General features: G+C 70.5%; 15 protein-coding genes. 10 read left to right on the top strand and 5 right to left on the bottom strand.

Translation table 11 applies throughout. The annotated features are described in order from the left end of the window. Positions 1-90: 90 nt before the first annotated feature. Positions 91-513, top strand: coding sequence for a hypothetical protein (locus tag ACZ39I_RS38945; RefSeq protein ID WP_467250057.1), 423 nt, complete (start codon positions 91-93; stop codon positions 511-513). On the opposite strand, the gene ACZ39I_RS38950 is transcribed toward ACZ39I_RS38945, so the two are convergent. Beyond that, a complete protein-coding gene (locus ACZ39I_RS38950; RefSeq protein WP_467250059.1) occupies positions 500-1,135 on the bottom strand; it encodes a response regulator in 636 nt (211 codons plus the stop codon). The two genes, ACZ39I_RS38945 and ACZ39I_RS38950, sit on opposite strands and share 14 nt — an antisense overlap. Between ACZ39I_RS38950 and ACZ39I_RS38955 the strand changes: the two genes are divergently transcribed. Continuing rightward, a complete protein-coding gene (locus ACZ39I_RS38955) occupies positions 1,115-2,359 on the top strand; it encodes a cation:proton antiporter (protein WP_467250061.1) in 1,245 nt (414 codons plus the stop codon). The genes ACZ39I_RS38950 and ACZ39I_RS38955 overlap by 21 nt on opposite strands. A gap of 536 nt (positions 2,360-2,895) precedes the next feature. Further along, a complete protein-coding gene (locus tag ACZ39I_RS38960) occupies positions 2,896-3,891 on the top strand; it encodes a TAXI family TRAP transporter solute-binding subunit (RefSeq protein WP_467250062.1) in 996 nt (331 codons plus the stop codon). On the opposite strand, the gene ACZ39I_RS38965 is transcribed toward ACZ39I_RS38960, so the two are convergent. Next, positions 3,881-5,263 (bottom strand): sensor histidine kinase, encoded by a 1,383-nt coding sequence (locus ACZ39I_RS38965; protein ID WP_467250064.1) that lies wholly within the window; start codon positions 5,261-5,263, stop codon positions 3,881-3,883. The genes ACZ39I_RS38960 and ACZ39I_RS38965 overlap by 11 nt on opposite strands. A 283-nt stretch (positions 5,264-5,546) precedes the next feature. Then, entirely contained in the window at positions 5,547-6,233 is a 687-nt protein-coding gene (locus ACZ39I_RS38970) for a response regulator transcription factor (protein ID WP_403672931.1), read from the bottom strand. Between the two features lie 302 nt (positions 6,234-6,535). Here ACZ39I_RS38970 and ACZ39I_RS38975 point away from each other — a divergent pair, with 302 nt between their 5' ends. From ACZ39I_RS38975 to ACZ39I_RS39005, 7 genes are all read left to right on the top strand, one after another. Then, positions 6,536-7,312, top strand: coding sequence for an amino acid ABC transporter ATP-binding protein (locus tag ACZ39I_RS38975; RefSeq protein WP_352382412.1), 777 nt, complete (start codon positions 6,536-6,538; stop codon positions 7,310-7,312). Between the two features lie 109 nt (positions 7,313-7,421). Further along, positions 7,422-8,267, top strand: a complete 846-nt coding sequence (locus ACZ39I_RS38980; protein ID WP_467250066.1) for a glutamate ABC transporter substrate-binding protein — start codon at positions 7,422-7,424, stop codon at positions 8,265-8,267. Between the two features lie 106 nt (positions 8,268-8,373). Continuing rightward, a complete protein-coding gene (locus ACZ39I_RS38985; protein WP_467250068.1) occupies positions 8,374-9,042 on the top strand; it encodes an amino acid ABC transporter permease in 669 nt (222 codons plus the stop codon). Next, positions 9,039-9,950 carry an amino acid ABC transporter permease gene (locus ACZ39I_RS38990; RefSeq protein WP_467250070.1) on the top strand — a complete coding sequence of 304 codons (912 nt, stop codon included), beginning with the start codon at positions 9,039-9,041 and terminating at the stop codon, positions 9,948-9,950. Before ACZ39I_RS38985 ends, ACZ39I_RS38990 begins: the two co-directional genes overlap by 4 nt. Positions 9,951-10,138: 188 nt before the next feature. Further along, a complete protein-coding gene (locus ACZ39I_RS38995; RefSeq protein ID WP_467250072.1) occupies positions 10,139-11,743 on the top strand; it encodes an FAD-dependent monooxygenase in 1,605 nt (534 codons plus the stop codon). 116 nt (positions 11,744-11,859) lie between these two features. Next, positions 11,860-11,907: a hypothetical protein gene (locus ACZ39I_RS39000; RefSeq protein WP_309506048.1), complete on the top strand. Its 48-nt coding sequence runs from the start codon at positions 11,860-11,862 to the stop codon at positions 11,905-11,907. 76 nt (positions 11,908-11,983) lie between these two features. Next, the gene (locus tag ACZ39I_RS39005; protein WP_467250074.1) at positions 11,984-12,520 is read left to right on the top strand and encodes a cupin domain-containing protein; all 537 of its coding nucleotides are present in this window, start codon (positions 11,984-11,986) and stop codon (positions 12,518-12,520) included. Between the two features lie 402 nt (positions 12,521-12,922). On the opposite strand, the gene recX is transcribed toward ACZ39I_RS39005, so the two are convergent. Both recX and recA read right to left on the bottom strand, forming a co-directional pair. Continuing rightward, positions 12,923-13,852 carry a recombination regulator RecX gene (gene recX / locus ACZ39I_RS39010; RefSeq protein WP_467250076.1) on the bottom strand — a complete coding sequence of 310 codons (930 nt, stop codon included), beginning with the start codon at positions 13,850-13,852 and terminating at the stop codon, positions 12,923-12,925. A 4-nt stretch (positions 13,853-13,856) separates the two neighbouring features. Further along, positions 13,857-14,981: a recombinase RecA gene (recA, locus tag ACZ39I_RS39015; RefSeq protein WP_352382424.1), complete on the bottom strand. Its 1,125-nt coding sequence runs from the start codon at positions 14,979-14,981 to the stop codon at positions 13,857-13,859. Between the last annotated feature and the right edge of the window lie 186 nt (positions 14,982-15,167).

The following is a 15,167-nucleotide window of genomic DNA, read 5'->3' on the forward strand; positions in this document are numbered from 1 at the left end:
CCGTTCGGCCCAGCTCGACGGGCCGGATGCGGGGCGCGTCCCTAGCGTCGTGGTGACGGCTGTTCCGGCCCCACCCGAAAGGCACGACCCATGGCAATACGCATCACGCTCACCGGCGCCGCGCTGGCCGTCCTGGCCACCGCCGGACCGCTGACCGGCGTCGCACACGCACAGGGCGACCTGGACTGCGTCGACTTCCGTTTCCAGGAGGACGCGCAGGAGCAGTTCGACCTCGACCGCTCCGACCCCAACCGGCTCGACGAGGACCAGGGCCGGGACGACGGCATCGCCTGCGAGGTGCTGCCGCACAGGGGCGACACCGACGTGAGTGCGGACACGCCGCTTCCGACGCTCGGTGTGCAGGGGGGCGTCGGCGGCAGTACGGGGCCGGCCGGCTGGGAGCGGGCCGTGGGAGTGGCGCTGGCGCTCGGCGGGGCCGGGCTGGCGGGCACGTACGTGATCCGGCGACGCCGGAGTGTCCGAGGTGTCAGGGCCGGCCTCAGGGGTCGATGAGCCCAGCCCGTATCGCGTACCGGGTCAGCTCCAGGCGGTCCCGCATCCCCAGCTTGTGCAGCAGGTTCGCGCGGTGCCGCTCGACCGTCTTCGCACTGATGAACAGCAGCTCGCCGATCTCCTTCGTGGTGTGCCCCTCGGCGACCAGCTTGAGGATCTCCTCCTCGCGTTCGGTGACGGCCCGCCTGGGCAGGTCGTCACCGCGGTGCAGCCGGTCCAGGTAGGAGCGGACGAGGGCCCGTTCGGCACCGGGGTAGACGAAGGACTCGTCGCGTGCGGCGGCCCGGCACGCCTCGACGAGATCACGGTCGGCGACGGACTTGAGCACGTATCCGCCGGCCCCGGCCTTGAGCGCCTCGAAGAAGTACTGCTCGTTGTCGTACATCGTCAGGATCAGGATCCGCAGGTCCGGCAGCCGCCGGGACAGCTCGCGAGCCGCCTGGAGCCCGGTCATCCGCGGCATGGCGATGTCCAGTACGGCGAGATCGACCTCACGCGCGCGTGCCAGCTCCACCGCCTCCGCGCCGTCGCCCGCCTCGGCCACGACCGTGAGGTCCGGCTCTCCCTCCAGGATCAGCCGGACCCCTCGTCGTACGAGGGTGTGGTCGTCGGCGAGCAGCACACGCGGGCTCCCGCATCAGCGCGCCCCCGCGGCGACCGGTATCCGCAACCGCACGTCCGTCCCCTGCCCGGGACCGGCCCGCACCGAGAACACCGCCCCCACCAGCAGCGCCCGCTCCCGCATCCCCTGGATCCCGGCCCCTTCGGGCGCTCTGCCCAGCCCCCTGCCGTTGTCGCGCACGAGGAGTTCGACTCCCCCCGAGACCGGCTGGAGCTCGGCCTCGAATACACCGCGGGCGACCTGGTCACCAACCTCAAGGCCCACTACCCCTCGGGCCTGGTCGACGGCGCCCTCAACGCCCTCCCGGGAGCGGCGGTCGCACTCCTCCTCGGCTGGGGCCCGGTGGCGGCGGTGGTCCTGGCGGGCGTCACCTGGATCTCCTCCTCGGGCGTCATAGCCAAGGTCCTGGGCGACCTCGGCCGGGTCGGCAACAGGGAAACCCCGGTGATCCTCAGCGTCCTGGTCCTGGAGGACCTGGCGATGGCGGTCTACCTGCCCATCGTCACCGCCCTCGTGGCCGGCGCGGGGCTGCTGGCCGGAAGCCTGACCCTGGCGATCGCCCTCGGGGCGGCCGGCCTGGTCCTCTTCGTGGCGGTCCGCTACGGCCGCCTGATCTCCCGCTGCGTCTCCAGCGACGACCCGGAGAAGCTCCTCCTGGTGGTCCTGGGCCTGACGATCCTGGTGGCAGGCGTGGCCCAGCAACTCCAGGTGTCCGCAGCGGTGGGCGCGTTCCTCGTCGGCATAGCCCTCTCGGGCGAGGTGGCGGAGTGCGCCCACACTCTCCTGAGCCCCCTGCGCGACCTCTTCGCCGCGGTCTTCTTCGTCTTCTTCGGCCTCCACACGGACCCGGCGAGCATCCCCCCGGTCCTGCTCCCCGCCCTGGCCCTGGCCCTGGTCACGGCAGCCACAAAGATCGCCACCGGCTACTGGGCGGCCCGCCGAGCCGGAATCTCCCCCAAGGGCCGCTGGCGCACGGGCGGCGCGCTGGTGGCCCGCGGCGAGTTCTCGATCGTCATAGCGGGCCTGGCGGTCTCGGCCGGCATAGAACCCAGCCTCGGCCCCCTGGCCACGGCCTACGTCCTCATCCTGGTCATCTTCGGCCCCCTCACGGCCCGCTACACAGAGCCCCTGGCAACGAGACTGACGGCCCACCGCGAGTCTCCGACAGCAGCGGAGAGCGGTTCGCGGGTGGCGGAGGCGTCGGTGGGGCGGGACGGGGCCTGAAGGGCTGTCGCGGGTGCGGGCCGGTGGGGGCTGGTCGCGCAGTTCCCCGCGGTGCCGCTGCGCTGGGCTTGAACCGGGCGCCTATTGGGGTGCCGGGTCAGGTTGTGGGGCGGGTGCGGGCCGGTGGGGGTTGGTCGCGCAGTTCCCCGCGCCCCTAACGGGGTTGCAGTCACCTGCGCCGCGACGGGCCGTTCGCTACCTCGCGCGCCACGACGGACCGTTCACGGACCGCGCGCCACGACGGGCCGTTGGCCGCGTACGGCGCGAAGGGGACGGGGTGGGGGGGTGTCCGCCCGCAGCGGCCGGCGTCCGGCACCGAGCACAGCCAAAGCAGCCGAGCCGCCGGACCGAGGACGGACACCCCCACCCCGGCACCGACCCACCCACCAAACCCCACGCGCTACACCCGCCCCCACCGGACCGGAACAGGCCGCCGCAGGCATCCAGGGGCGCGGGGAACTGCGCAAAGACGCCCGCCCCCACCGAACCCGCACCCCTACTGGCCGCCCCCCATCCCCCCTGGCAGGATCACCGCCATGCCCAAGCCGTTCCCCCGCCCCACCCGCCGCCAGGCGCTCCAGACCGCGGCCGCCACCCTCGTGGCCCTCGGTCTGCTCCTGTGGTGGCTGCTCCCACTGGGTGAGAGCCCCCCGACCGGCACGATCACCTTCAGCACGGGCACGAAGGCGGGCGTCTACCAGAAGTACGGCCGGCTCCTCCGCGACGAGATCCACAAGGACATGCCGGACCTGAAAGTGGAACTGGAGACCAGCGCGGGTTCCCAGGAGAACGTCAGACTCGTCGCGACCGGAAAGGCCGACTTCGCCATCGCCGCGGCCGACGCGGTGGAGACGTACCAGCAGAACGGCGACCCCGGCGCCGACCAGCTCCGCGGCGTGGCCCGCCTCTACGACGACTACGTACAGCTCGTCGTCCCCGCCGACTCGGACATCCGCACCCTGGCCGACCTGAAGGGCAAACGCGTCTCCATCGGCGCCCCCAACTCCGGCGTACGGCTGATAGCGGACCGCGTGCTCAACGCCGCCGGCATCGACCCGGACAAGGACATCCGGCCCAGCGCCCAGGGGATCGACACCGGCCCCAGGCTCCTCGGCCACGGCCTGGACGCGTTCTTCTGGTCCGGCGGCGTGCCCACCGACGGCCTCAAGCTGCTGGCCGAACGCTCCGCGTTCCGCTTCGTCCCGATCGAGCCCTCCCTCGTGGCGAAGCTGCACACAGAGGGCGCGCCCACCCGCTACTACCGCGCCACCAACATGCCGGCGTCGGCGTACCCGTCCGTCCAGAACAACAGGACCGTCCCGACGATGGCCGTCTCCAACCTGCTGATCACCCGCAAGGACATGGACCCCGAGCTCACCGAGTGGCTCACCCGGACCGTGATCAAGAGCAGGGACGGCATCGGCCACGACGTCCACTCCGCCCAGCTGGTGGACGTACGCACGGCGATCTACACCGACCCGGTCCCCCTCCACGACGGCGCCCGCCGCTACTACCGCTCGGTCAAGCCGTAGGACGGCTGCGGGGCACGGAGACGGTCACGACCAGCCCGTGCGGCTCATGGTGGCCGTACGAGATCGCGCCGCCCCCGGCGGCCAGCAGTGCCCGCGAGATGGACAGTCCGAGGCCGGACCCCTTGATGTTCTGGTGCCGTCCGCTGCGCCAGAACCGGTCGCCGACCCGCGCGAGTTCCTCGTCGGTGAGCCCTGGTCCGCGGTCGGCGACGACGACCGTCGAGGTCTCCCCGTCCGCGGCGACCGTGACCTCGACGGTCTCACCCTCCGGGGTGAACTTGAGCGCGTTGTCGATGACCGCGTCGAGGGCGCTGGAGAGGGTTACGGGGTCGGCCCAGGCGGTGGTGGGCGGACAACTCCCCACCAGCCGCACTCCCTTGGCCTCCGCGGTGGGTGTCCAGGCGGCGACGCGTTCGGCGGTGAGTTCGCCGATGTCGGTGACTCTCAGGTGCGCCTCGGTGTGCTCGGCGAGCGCGAGGTCGAGGAGGTCGTCGAGGACCTGGGCCAGCCGTTTTCCCTCCGCCTGCACGGAGGCGATCTCGGCGTTGCCCTCGGGGAGTTCGAAGGCGAGCAGCTCGATACGGAGCAGCAGGGCGGCGAGCGGATTCCTCAGCTGATGGGACGCGTCGGCGACAAAGGCCCGCTGCTGTTCCAGGACGTCCTCGACGTTGTCCGCCATCTCGTTGAACGACCTTGCCAGGCGCCGGAGTTCGGGCGGCCCGCCGGCGACCGCGACCCGGGACTTCAGGGCCCCGCTCGCGATCGAGTGCGTGGTGGCGTCGAGGACCCGTACGGGCCTGAGCACCCAGCCGGTCAGCCGCAGCGCGGCGCCCACGGCCAGCAGCATGGCGGCGAGTTCGCCCGCGAAGATGACGAGCCAGTCGTGCAGGATCCGTGAACGCATCGGCCCGGTGGGCGAGTCGGTGACCACGACCGCGATGACGTCACCGTCCCGGATCACCGGCGAGGCGACGACCAGCCGGCCCCGCTGCCAGGGCCACACCTGCTTGGGGTCCTGGCTGCGGCGGCTGAGCAGGGCCTCACCGAACGCGTCGCGCACCTCGCCCGTCCGGGGGAGGAACCACCCGCGGGGCGCCGTGGCCATGGGTACGTCACCGTCGTAGAAGACACCGACGCGGATGCCGTAGACCTTGTAGTAGCTGGCGAGTTCGCTCTCCAGGGTCTCCAGGCGCTCGTCGGAGGCGTCGGTGACGAACTGGGCGAGCGCGGCGAAGTGCGCGGTGTCGTCGATCCGGTCGACGACGACCTTCTGCTGCTGCGCGGAGGCCACACCGATGGCGAGCGGCACGCCCAGGGCCAGCAGTACGGCGGCCATGAGGACGATGAGCAGCGGAAGCAGACGTGTACGCACGACCCCGCCTACGCCCCGGACCGCGGCCGCGAGCCCCAGCACACACGAGCGGCATGTCGAGGTGCGGGCGGTACCGCACCCCGGCACGGCCGAACCCCGGCACCCGGACGACCCCGATACGCCGGACCGCCGCGCCCCCGACCTCGGCCACCCACGCGTGCACCCTCACCGCCCGGCTCACCCGCGCCCACAGCCACCGTCCCTCACCCGACCCGTTTTCCTCCCCCGAGCCTCGCACAGCTCCGGGCCCCGAGGCGCCGCCGGGCCCCCGACCCCCACTGCCTCACACCCCCGGCGCCACCAACCGGTACCCGACCCCCCGCACCGTCTCGATCAGCGCCGGCATCCGCAGCTTCGCGCGCAGGGACGCCACATGCACCTCCAGCGTCCGCCCGGTCCCCTCCCAGCTGGTGCGCCAGACCTCGCTGATGATCTGCTCGCGCCGGAAGACCACACCGGGCCGCTGGGCGAGCAGCGCGAGGAGGTCGAACTCCTTCCGGGTGAGCTGGACGACCGTGCCGTCCACGGTGACCTGACGGGTCGGCAGTTCGATGCGTACGGCGCCGAGGACCAGCGCCGTGTCCGCGCCGCCGGGCGCGTCTTCATGGACGGTGCGCCGACTGACGGCATGGATGCGGGCGAGGAGCTCCCCCGTGTCGTACGGCTTGACCACATAGTCGTCGGCGCCGAGGTTGAGCCCGTGGATGCGGGAGCGGACGTCGGAGCGGGCGGTGACCATGATCACCGGGGTGCTGGTGCGCTTGCGGATCTTGCCGCACACCTCGTAGCCGTCCTGGTCGGGCAGACCGAGGTCGAGCAGCACGACGCCGAAGCCGTCGCCCTCGGGGACGAGCGCTTGGAGTGCCTCCTCGCCGCTGCGGGCGTGCGTGACGTCGAAACCGTGCCGGGCGAGCACCGCGGAGAGCGCGGCGGCCACGTGGTTGTCGTCCTCGACGAGGAGAAGTCTCACCCCGGCCCCCCTTTTATCCATCGGACGTACTATCTGAATAGGCAGTGAACAGGTAGAAATGTGCTTCCGCATGCGCGCGTGCGCATCGTGCAGTCATGCTGATGGATGAGGACGGCGTCAAGAGGGTTCCGGTTGCGGCGGGGTTCCGTTACCCGGCCGATATGGCTACTGGTCACAAGTGCTACGACACGTGTCCGATTGCTATCGGATCGTGATGCTCAGATTCCCCTCAAGACTAATGACGCTGGTCGCATGGGGTCACTACTGTCCTCCGAAACCGAGGAGGACGGAGCCAGTAAGCGATGACCGAAGTATCGGTGGCCAAGGAAGACGCGGCCGCGACCGGCGAACTGGTCGTCCTGAAGAGCGTCAACAAGCACTTCGGCGCGTTGCACGTACTCCAGGACATCGACCTGACGATCGCCCGCGGCGAGGTCGTCGTGGTCATCGGACCCTCCGGGTCCGGGAAGTCCACCCTGTGCCGCACCATCAACCGCCTGGAGACGATCGACACGGGTTCGATCGCCATCGACGGCAAGCCGCTGCCCCAGGAGGGCAAGGAACTGGCCCGGCTGCGCGCCGACGTCGGCATGGTCTTCCAGTCCTTCAACCTCTTCGCGCACAAGACCGTGCTCGAGAACGTGATGCTGGGCCAGATCAAGGTCCGCAAGGCCGACAAGAAGAAGGCCGAGGAGAAGGCGCGCGCCCTGCTCGACCGGGTCGGCGTCGCCACCCAGGCGGACAAGTACCCCGCCCAGCTGTCCGGCGGTCAGCAGCAGCGTGTCGCCATCGCCCGGGCCCTGGCGATGGACCCCAAGGTCATGCTCTTCGACGAGCCCACGTCGGCGCTCGACCCCGAGATGATCAACGAGGTGCTGGAGGTCATGCAACAGCTCGCCCGCGACGGCATGACAATGATCGTCGTCACGCACGAGATGGGTTTCGCACGATCGGCCGCAAACCGCGTGGTGTTCATGGCGGACGGACGGATCGTCGAGGAGGCTGCGCCCGACCAGTTCTTCAGCAATCCGCGCAGCGACCGTGCCAAGGACTTCCTGTCGAAGATCCTGCACCACTGACGTGTCACACCGTTGACGAGTCACATCGTTGACGTAGCGCACAGCTGACGTGCCACCCGGATCGACCACCGACGGCTCGACTCTCTTCACCACCCAAAGGATGTTCATCATGAAGCTCCGCAAGGTCACCGCCGCCTCGGCCGCCGTTCTCGCCCTCGCCCTGTCCGCGACCGCCTGCGGCGGCGACAGCAAGGACGAGGGCTCCGGTTCGAGTTCCGGCGGTGGCGGCACGATCAAGATCGGCATCAAGTACGACCAGCCCGGCCTCGGCCTCAAGAAGCCCGACGGCTCCTTCTCCGGCTTCGACGTGGACGTGGCGACGTACGTGGCCAAGCAGCTGGGCTACAAGCCCGACCAGATCGAGTTCGTCGAGACCAAGAGCGCCGACCGCGAGAACGCGCTCGCCCGTAACGACGTGAAGCTCATCGCGGCCACCTACTCCATCACCGACGAGCGCAAGCAGAAGGTCGCCTTCGCCGGCCCGTACCTGCTGGCCCACCAGGACCTGCTGGTCAAGAAGGACTCCAAGATCAGCGAGGCCACGGACCTCAACGGCGAGAAGCTGTGTTCCGTGACCGGCTCCACCTCGGCGCAGAACGTCCACGACGACTTCGCCCCGAAGGCCCAGCTGCGGCAGTACAGCGGCTACTCCGAGTGCATCGCCGGCCTGCAGAGCGGCGCCGTGGACGCGGTGACCACGGACGACTCGATCCTCGCGGGCTTCGCTGCGCAGGACAAATACCAGGGCCAGTTCAAGCTCGCCGGCCTCAAGCTGAGCAACGAGAACTACGGCATCGGTGTGAAGAAGGGCGACACCGCGACCCTGAACAAGGTCAACGCCGCCCTGCAGAAGATGGTCAGCGACGGCTCCTGGCAGAAGGCGGTCGACAAGAACTTCGGCCCGGCCGGCTACAAGAACGAGCCCGCCCCGAAGATCGGCGTCATCGTCAAGTAACGCGGGGACCCACCGGCGCGCCGCCGCCCGCCGCGATCAGGGCGGCGGCGCGCCGCGCCTGTCCATGTACGCCACACACGCCACACACCCGGAAGCGCGGGAGATCGTGTTCGACTTTCTTGAAGGTTACGACGTCCTCGGGGCGTTCTGGATGACGGTGAAACTCACCGCCCTGTCCGCCGTCGGCTCTCTGATCTGGGGCACCCTGCTGGCCGGGATGCGGGTCAGCCCGGTCCCGTTGATGCGCGGCTTCGGCACCGCCTACGTCAACATCGTCCGGAACATCCCCCTCACGGTCATCATCGTCTTCTCCTCGCTCGGCCTCGCCGACATCTTCGGCATGACGCTGGGCGCGGCGGACAACTTCGACACCCTGGGCTTCCGGCTGGCGGTGCTCGGATTCACCGCGTACACCGCGGCCTTCGTCTGCGAGGCGATCCGCTCCGGCATCAACACGGTGCCGCTCGGCCAGGCCGAGGCGGCGCGCGCGATCGGGCTGAACTTCAGCCAGACCCTGCGCCTCGTGGTGCTGCCGCAGGCCTTCCGCTCGGTCATCGGCCCGCTGGCCAACGTGCTCATCGCGCTCACCAAGAACACCACCGTGGCGGCCGCGATCGGCGTCGCCGAGGCCGCCCTCCTGATGAAGGAAATGATCGAGAACGAGGCCCAGACGCTCGCCGTCGGCGCGGTCTTCGCGCTCGGCTTCGTAGTACTGACCCTGCCGACCGGCCTCCTCCTCGGCTGGCTCGCCAAGCGACTGGCGGTGAAGCGATGAGCTCGGTCCTCTACGACACTCCGGGACCCCGCGCCAAACGGCGCAACGTCGTCCTGTCCATCGTCTTCGCCCTCCTGCTCGTCCTCCTCCTGTGGTGGCTGTGGCAGAAGATGGACGACAAGAAGCAGCTGGAGTGGAACCTCTGGGAGCCCTTCACCACCGGTGAGGCCTGGACGACCTACTTGCTGCCGGGCCTGGGCAACACCCTCAAGGCCGCGGCGATCTCCATGGTGATCGCCCTGCCGCTGGGCGCGGTCTTCGGCATCGCCCGGCTGTCCGACCACGCCTGGGTGCGGGGCGTGGCCGGCACGGTGGTCGAGTTCTTCCGGTCCATCCCGGTCCTGCTGCTGATGCTGTTCGCCAACCAGTTCTACGTCCAGTACACGAACGTCAGCAGTGAGCAGCGGCCCCTGTACGCCGTTGTCGCCGGCCTCGTGCTCTACAACGCCTCGGTGCTCGCCGAGATCGTCCGGGCCGGCATCCTCTCACTGCCCAAGGGGCAGACGGAGGCGGCCTTCGCGGTCGGTCTGCGCAAGGGCCAGACGATGTCCAGCATCCTGCTCCCGCAGGCCGTCACCGCGATGCTCCCGGCCATCGTCAGCCAGCTGGTCGTCATCGTGAAGGACACCGCGCTGGGCGGCGTGATGCTGGGCTTCACCGAACTGCTCAACTCCCGCAGCACGCTGGCGGCCAACTACGCCAACGTCGTCCCCAGCTTCATCGTCGTGGGGCTGATCTTCATCGCGCTGAACTTCACCCTGACCAGCTTCGCGGGCTGGCTGGAGCGCCGGCTGCGGCGCAGCAAGAAGAGCACGGGGGCGGTGCTCGGCGAGGACACGGTGGAGGTCAACCCGGCGGCGGTGCGCGGTGCCTACGGAACCGGCGAGAACACCGGCGGCGGATTCTGACAGTCAGTCAAGTGGGTTGAACGGTCCACCCGGACGACACGGAGGCAGTGGCATGATCGCCACTGCCTCCGTCACTTGACGCAAGCACCGGCAATAGGTTGCATACGTTCTGTGATCGCGCACCCTGCTCCAACCTCCTGTTCACATACATCTCCCGGCATTCCGCTGCGGGCAGGGGGCGCCGCGCCGTGGACCCGGTGATCATCGTCGGAGCGGGGCCCGTCGGGCTCACGCTCGCCCTGGCGCTGGCGCGTCAGGAGGTCCCTTCCGTGGTCCTCGACGAGGGTCCCGGCAAGGACGAACCCCGCCTGGCGCGCACCGCCGTCCTGCACGAGGACACCGCAGCCCTCATGTCACGGCTGACCGGGGTGCCGGTCACCGAGCTGGGTGTGCACTGGTCCGGATGGCGGTCGATGCGTCGCAAGCAGGTGACGCGCGAGGTCGACTTCGACGAGGCCGGGGACGCCCCCCTGCACCTCGCCCAGCACGTCCTCACCGGCGCCCTGCGCACCGCCCTCGCCGAGGAGCGGCTGGTCAAGCTGATCCCGGACAGCCGTCTCGACACCATCGAGCAGGAGCCCTCGGGCGTCACCGCCCACACCCGCGGCCCCAAGGGCACGTGGTGGCGCGGGAGTTACCTGGCCGGCTGCGACGGCACGCGCTCCACCGTGCGCAAGCTCGAGGACATCCGCTTCCCGGGCCGTACGGCCGTGGAACGCCACGCGGTCGCCGCCCTGCGCGTGGAACTCCCCTGGGAGGACCGGGCGTTGCTCCACCGGATGCCGCCGTGGCGGACGTCCGGACCGTCGGCCGGCGAGATCAGCGCCCGCCCGCTCCCCGAGGGCGTGTGGCGCCTGGACTGGCTGCTGCCGCCGGGCAAGGACCTGGTCACACCCGAGCTCCTGGTCGCCCGCGTCCGGGAGACCCTGGCCGGCTGGACGGGCGGTTCGACACCGCCGTACGAACTCCTCGACACCGGAGTCCACACCGTGCACCACCGGCTGGCCCGCCGTTGGCGCGCCGGGCGGGTCTTCCTCGCCGGGGACGCGGCGCACTGCCTCGGGGCGCTGGGCACACAGGGGCTCGACGAGAGCCTCCGGGACGCCGACAACCTCGCCTGGAAACTGGCCCTGGCCTGGCACCACGGCCCCCACGAGGCCCTTCTCGACAGCTACCAGGCCGAGCGGCGCGCGGTCGTCGCCGGCCGGCTGCGCGCCGCCGACCAGGCGCTGCCGCTGCTGCGCGGCGGGGGGGGCCTGCGCTCGGTGGTCCCCGGCTCGGCCCGCGGCCACGACGCGTTGCTCACGGATGGTCACTTGGGGCGCGGCCCGCTCGGCGCGCCGGGGGCGTACGCCGACTCGCCCCTCGCGCCCCTGCACCTCGAAGGTGAGGTGCCCGTGGACACGCTCCCGGGTTCGCCGGTCGCGGATGTGCGGGTCACCGCCGAGGACGGCTCGTTCGTACGGCTGCGCGAGCGCCTCGGCCGTGGCGCGCTGCTCGTCGTCCTGATCGCGCCGGGCACCGGGGTGTGGGAGCGCAAGCACTGGGTGACCGCCGGAATCATGCCCCGCCTGGTCGCGGCGGTGACCGCGCTGCCGCACTCCGCCGAGCTCCTGGTCGCCGAGGAGTACCCGGGCGCGGCCCCGCACACAATTCTCCTCGTCCGGCCCGACGGCCACCTCGTCACGGCACTGGGCGGAGTCCGCCCGGCCGACCTGTACTCGGCGGCCGAGACGGCGCTCGGAGGACCTCCGGCGAAGACCGGGGCGGACGCGGGGGCCGGCTCGCGTTGACGTGCTCACTGTCACTGTGCGTCCACATAGTGACAGTGAGTTGAAAGGCCTCGGGCCCTCATGGTGTACTCCGGATCGTGACCGACACCTGTGTGCGCCTGTGGCGGAGGGTCCATATGGACCTCGTCCGCTATGCGGGTTGCGTGTGTCGCCCGTCCTGCTGAATTCGCCTCTCCATCTTTCCCGCGTGCCGCGCCTGTGCGACGGCACGCTGTCGCGAACTTTCTCAGGACGGTACCCGTGTCTGTCTCCCCCGCCTTCCCCTCGGTCTCCGCCGCCGTCGCGCCGCCCACCCAGGCCGAACTCCTCGACTTCGTACGGCGCACCGCCGCCGATGCCGAGTTGATCGACTCGCTTCCGCTCGACCCCGAAGGCCGCACCTGGGTGCGCCTGGAAGGGCCCGGCGGCAGCGAGGCCTGGCTGATCGGCTGGCCGCCCGGCACCGGCACCGGGTGGCACGACCACGCCGAGTCCGTCGGCGCCTTCATCACCGCCGCGGGCGAGCTCAAGGAGAACTCCCTCGCCGCCCGGCTGCCCGCCGACGGCTGGAAGACCCTCGAACTCTCCGACGAGATCGACCGCGAGCGACGACTGCCCACCGGCAAGGGCCGCTCCTTCGGGCAGCACCACGTCCACGAGGTCCTCAACGAGTCCACCGAAGCCCACGCGATCTCCGTACACGCCTACTACCCGCCCCTCCCCCAGATCCGCCGCTACAGCCGCACGGGCCAGATCCTGCGACTGGAGCACGTGGAGCGGCCGGAGGACTGGCAGTAAGGCCCCCGGGGGCGCAGCTCCTTGCGGCCGTCGAGGAGGGTGGGCACGGGCACAGGGTCTGGTCGGCACTGCCCTGCTCCTGCTGCCTGCTCCTCGGCGGTCCTGCAGCCCAGGGTCGCTACCGGGGGATGTCTCCCCAGGGCCGGCCGCCGCGAGCCTCTTGCACGAGGTCGGCGAGAGGTAGGGGCGGGCGGAGGATGCTGGTGACGGGCGTTTCCTGGTCAGGGACACTCCTGGCCCCACCACAGGTCACGTCCCCGAGGTCACCCGGGCCCGCTGCCCGCCAGGGACGCCCGGTCCTGCCTGCTCGGCGATGCCTCCACCCGCGCCAGGCGTAGCCCTTTCCCACGCGGCGTCCCTTGCCCCAGCCCCGATGGACCGGCTCGCCGAAGATCCCCCGTTTCAGAACCCCTCGTCGCCGAGGAACTCCGTCTCCTCCCCCTCCTCCTCCAGCGCCTGCCGGACCACCCGCAATGCCAACCCCTCGGAGTAGCCCTTGCGGGCGAGCATGCCGGCGAGACGGCGCAGTCGCTTGTCGCGGTCGAGGCCACGTGTCGCGCGCAGCTTGCGGTCGACGAGTTCGCGGGCCGTCGTCTCCTCCTGCTCGGAGTCGAGCTGCGAGACGGCCGCGTCGATCAGCGTGGGATCGACGCCCTTGGTGCGCAGTTCCTGGGCGAGCGCCCGCCGGGCGAGTCCCCGGCCGTGGTGCCGGGACTCCACCCAGGCCTCCGCGAACGCGCTGTCGTTGATCAGCCCGACCTCCTCGAACCGCGACAGCACCTCCTCGGCGGCGTCGTCGGGAATCTCCCGCTTGCGCAGCGCGTCGGCGAGTTGCTTCCGCGTGCGCGGGGTCCCGGTGAGCAGGCGCAGACAGATCGCCCGCGCCCGCTCCACCGGGTCCGCCGGAGGCTCCCCCTGCTCGGCCCTCGACAAGGAGGGGCCGCCTCCGTCCTCACCGGGCGAGTCCCCGAAGCCGCGCCGGCGCTGCCGACGCCCGCGGGTACCGCCCGCGCCAGGTGCTCCGCCTCGACGCGAGCTCCGACCGAACGCCCCGGAACCACGCGCCGCCCCGTCACCGGACTCGTCGCCGCCCGGCCCACCGTCGCCGTACGTCCCCCCGTCACTGTGGGAACGGTCGCCGCGGTAGGACGGACCGGCGCCGTGAGCGAAGTCGTCGCCGTACGACACCGAACGGCCGTGTCCCCCGTCCGCTCCGTGCCCCGTGCCGTCCCCGTACCCGTCGCCGTCCGGCCGAGCAGAACCCCTGTCGCCCTTTCCGCTCCACCCTCGCGGAGCGTCCTCGTACTCGGCCCAGTCGGTTCGCCGTGTCACGGGATCAGCTCTTGGCGGCCGGAGCCTTGGCCTTCGTCGCCTTCGCGGCCGCCGGAGCCGGCACCTTCGCGACGTCGTCCGCGGCAGCGGACACCGCGGCGTCCGCACCCGGCTCCGCGGCAGGCTCCTCGGGCCGCACGCCGACGCCCAGCTTCTCCTTGATCTTCTTCTCGATCTCGTTGGCCAGGTCGGGGTTGTCCTTCAGGAAGTTGCGCGCGTTCTCCTTGCCCTGGCCGAGCTGGTCGCCCTCGTACGTGTACCAGGCGCCGGCCTTGCGGACGAAGCCGTTCTCCACGCCCATGTCGATCAGGCCGCCCTCGCGGCTGATGCCCTGGCCGTAGAGGATGTCGAACTCGGCCTGCTTGAAGGGCGGCGCGACCTTGTTCTTGACGACCTTGACGCGGGTGCGGTTGCCGACCGCGTCGGTGCCGTCCTTCAGCGTCTCGATGCGGCGGATGTCGAGTCGCACAGAGGCGTAGAACTTCAGCGCCCGGCCACCGGTCGTGGTCTCGGGGGAGCCGAACATCACGCCGATCTTCTCGCGGAGCTGGTTGATGAAGATGGCGGTGGTCTTGGACTGGTTGAGCGCGCTGGTGATCTTCCGCAGGGCCTGGCTCATCAGACGGGCCTGCAGACCGACGTGGCTGTCGCCCATCTCGCCCTCGATCTCCGCACGCGGGACGAGCGCTGCGACGGAGTCGATGACGATGAGGTCGAGGGCGCCGGAGCGGACCAGCATGTCCACGATTTCCAGGGCCTGCTCGCCGTTGTCCGGCTGGGAGAGGATCAGGTTGTCGATGTCGACGCCGAGCTTCTTCGCGTACTCGGGGTCGAGGGCGTGCTCCGCGTCCACGAAGGCGACCTGCCCGCCGGCCTTCTGCGCGTTGGCCACCGCGTGCAGGGTCAGCGTGGTCTTGCCGGAGGACTCCGGTCCGTACACCTCCACCACGCGGCCACGCGGCAGGCCGCCGACACCGAGGGCGACGTCGAGTGCGGTCGACCCGGTGGGGATGACCTCGATGGGCTCGTTCGGCCGCTCGCCGAGGCGCATGACGGCGCCCTTGCCGAACTGCCGTTCAATCTGTGCGAGAGCGGCATCCAATGCCTTCTCGCGGTCGGTTCCTGCCATGGGTTCCACCCGGTTTGCTTGAGTCGATCGCTTCACGTCAAAGACGCTAACGCCTGCCACTGACAATGCGCCCCGACGCCCGTCCAGCCTGTGGATAACTAGGGGACTTCTCCATGCGAACCATGTCAAAACGCCCGTAGTTGGCATCGCCGGAGCTTCCATATGAATGGATGTTCGATTTTCGTG

The sequence above is a fragment of the Streptomyces sp. NPDC024687 genome (genome assembly GCF_055559055.1).

Excerpts from the sequence above, each read along its gene's own strand:
- ACZ39I_RS38975 (WP_352382412.1), top strand. The coding sequence starts at position 6,536 with ATGACCGAAGTATCGGTGGCCAAGGAAGACGCGGCCGCGACCGGCGAA.
- ACZ39I_RS38990 (WP_467250070.1), top strand. The coding sequence starts at position 9,039 with ATGAGCTCGGTCCTCTACGACACTCCGGGACCCCGCGCCAAACGGCGC.
- ACZ39I_RS38960 (WP_467250062.1), top strand. The coding sequence starts at position 2,896 with ATGCCCAAGCCGTTCCCCCGCCCCACCCGCCGCCAGGCGCTCCAGACC.
- recA (WP_352382424.1), bottom strand. The coding sequence starts at position 14,981 with ATGGCAGGAACCGACCGCGAGAAGGCATTGGATGCCGCTCTCGCACAG.
- ACZ39I_RS38980 (WP_467250066.1), top strand. The coding sequence starts at position 7,422 with ATGAAGCTCCGCAAGGTCACCGCCGCCTCGGCCGCCGTTCTCGCCCTC.
- ACZ39I_RS38945 (WP_467250057.1), top strand. The coding sequence starts at position 91 with ATGGCAATACGCATCACGCTCACCGGCGCCGCGCTGGCCGTCCTGGCC.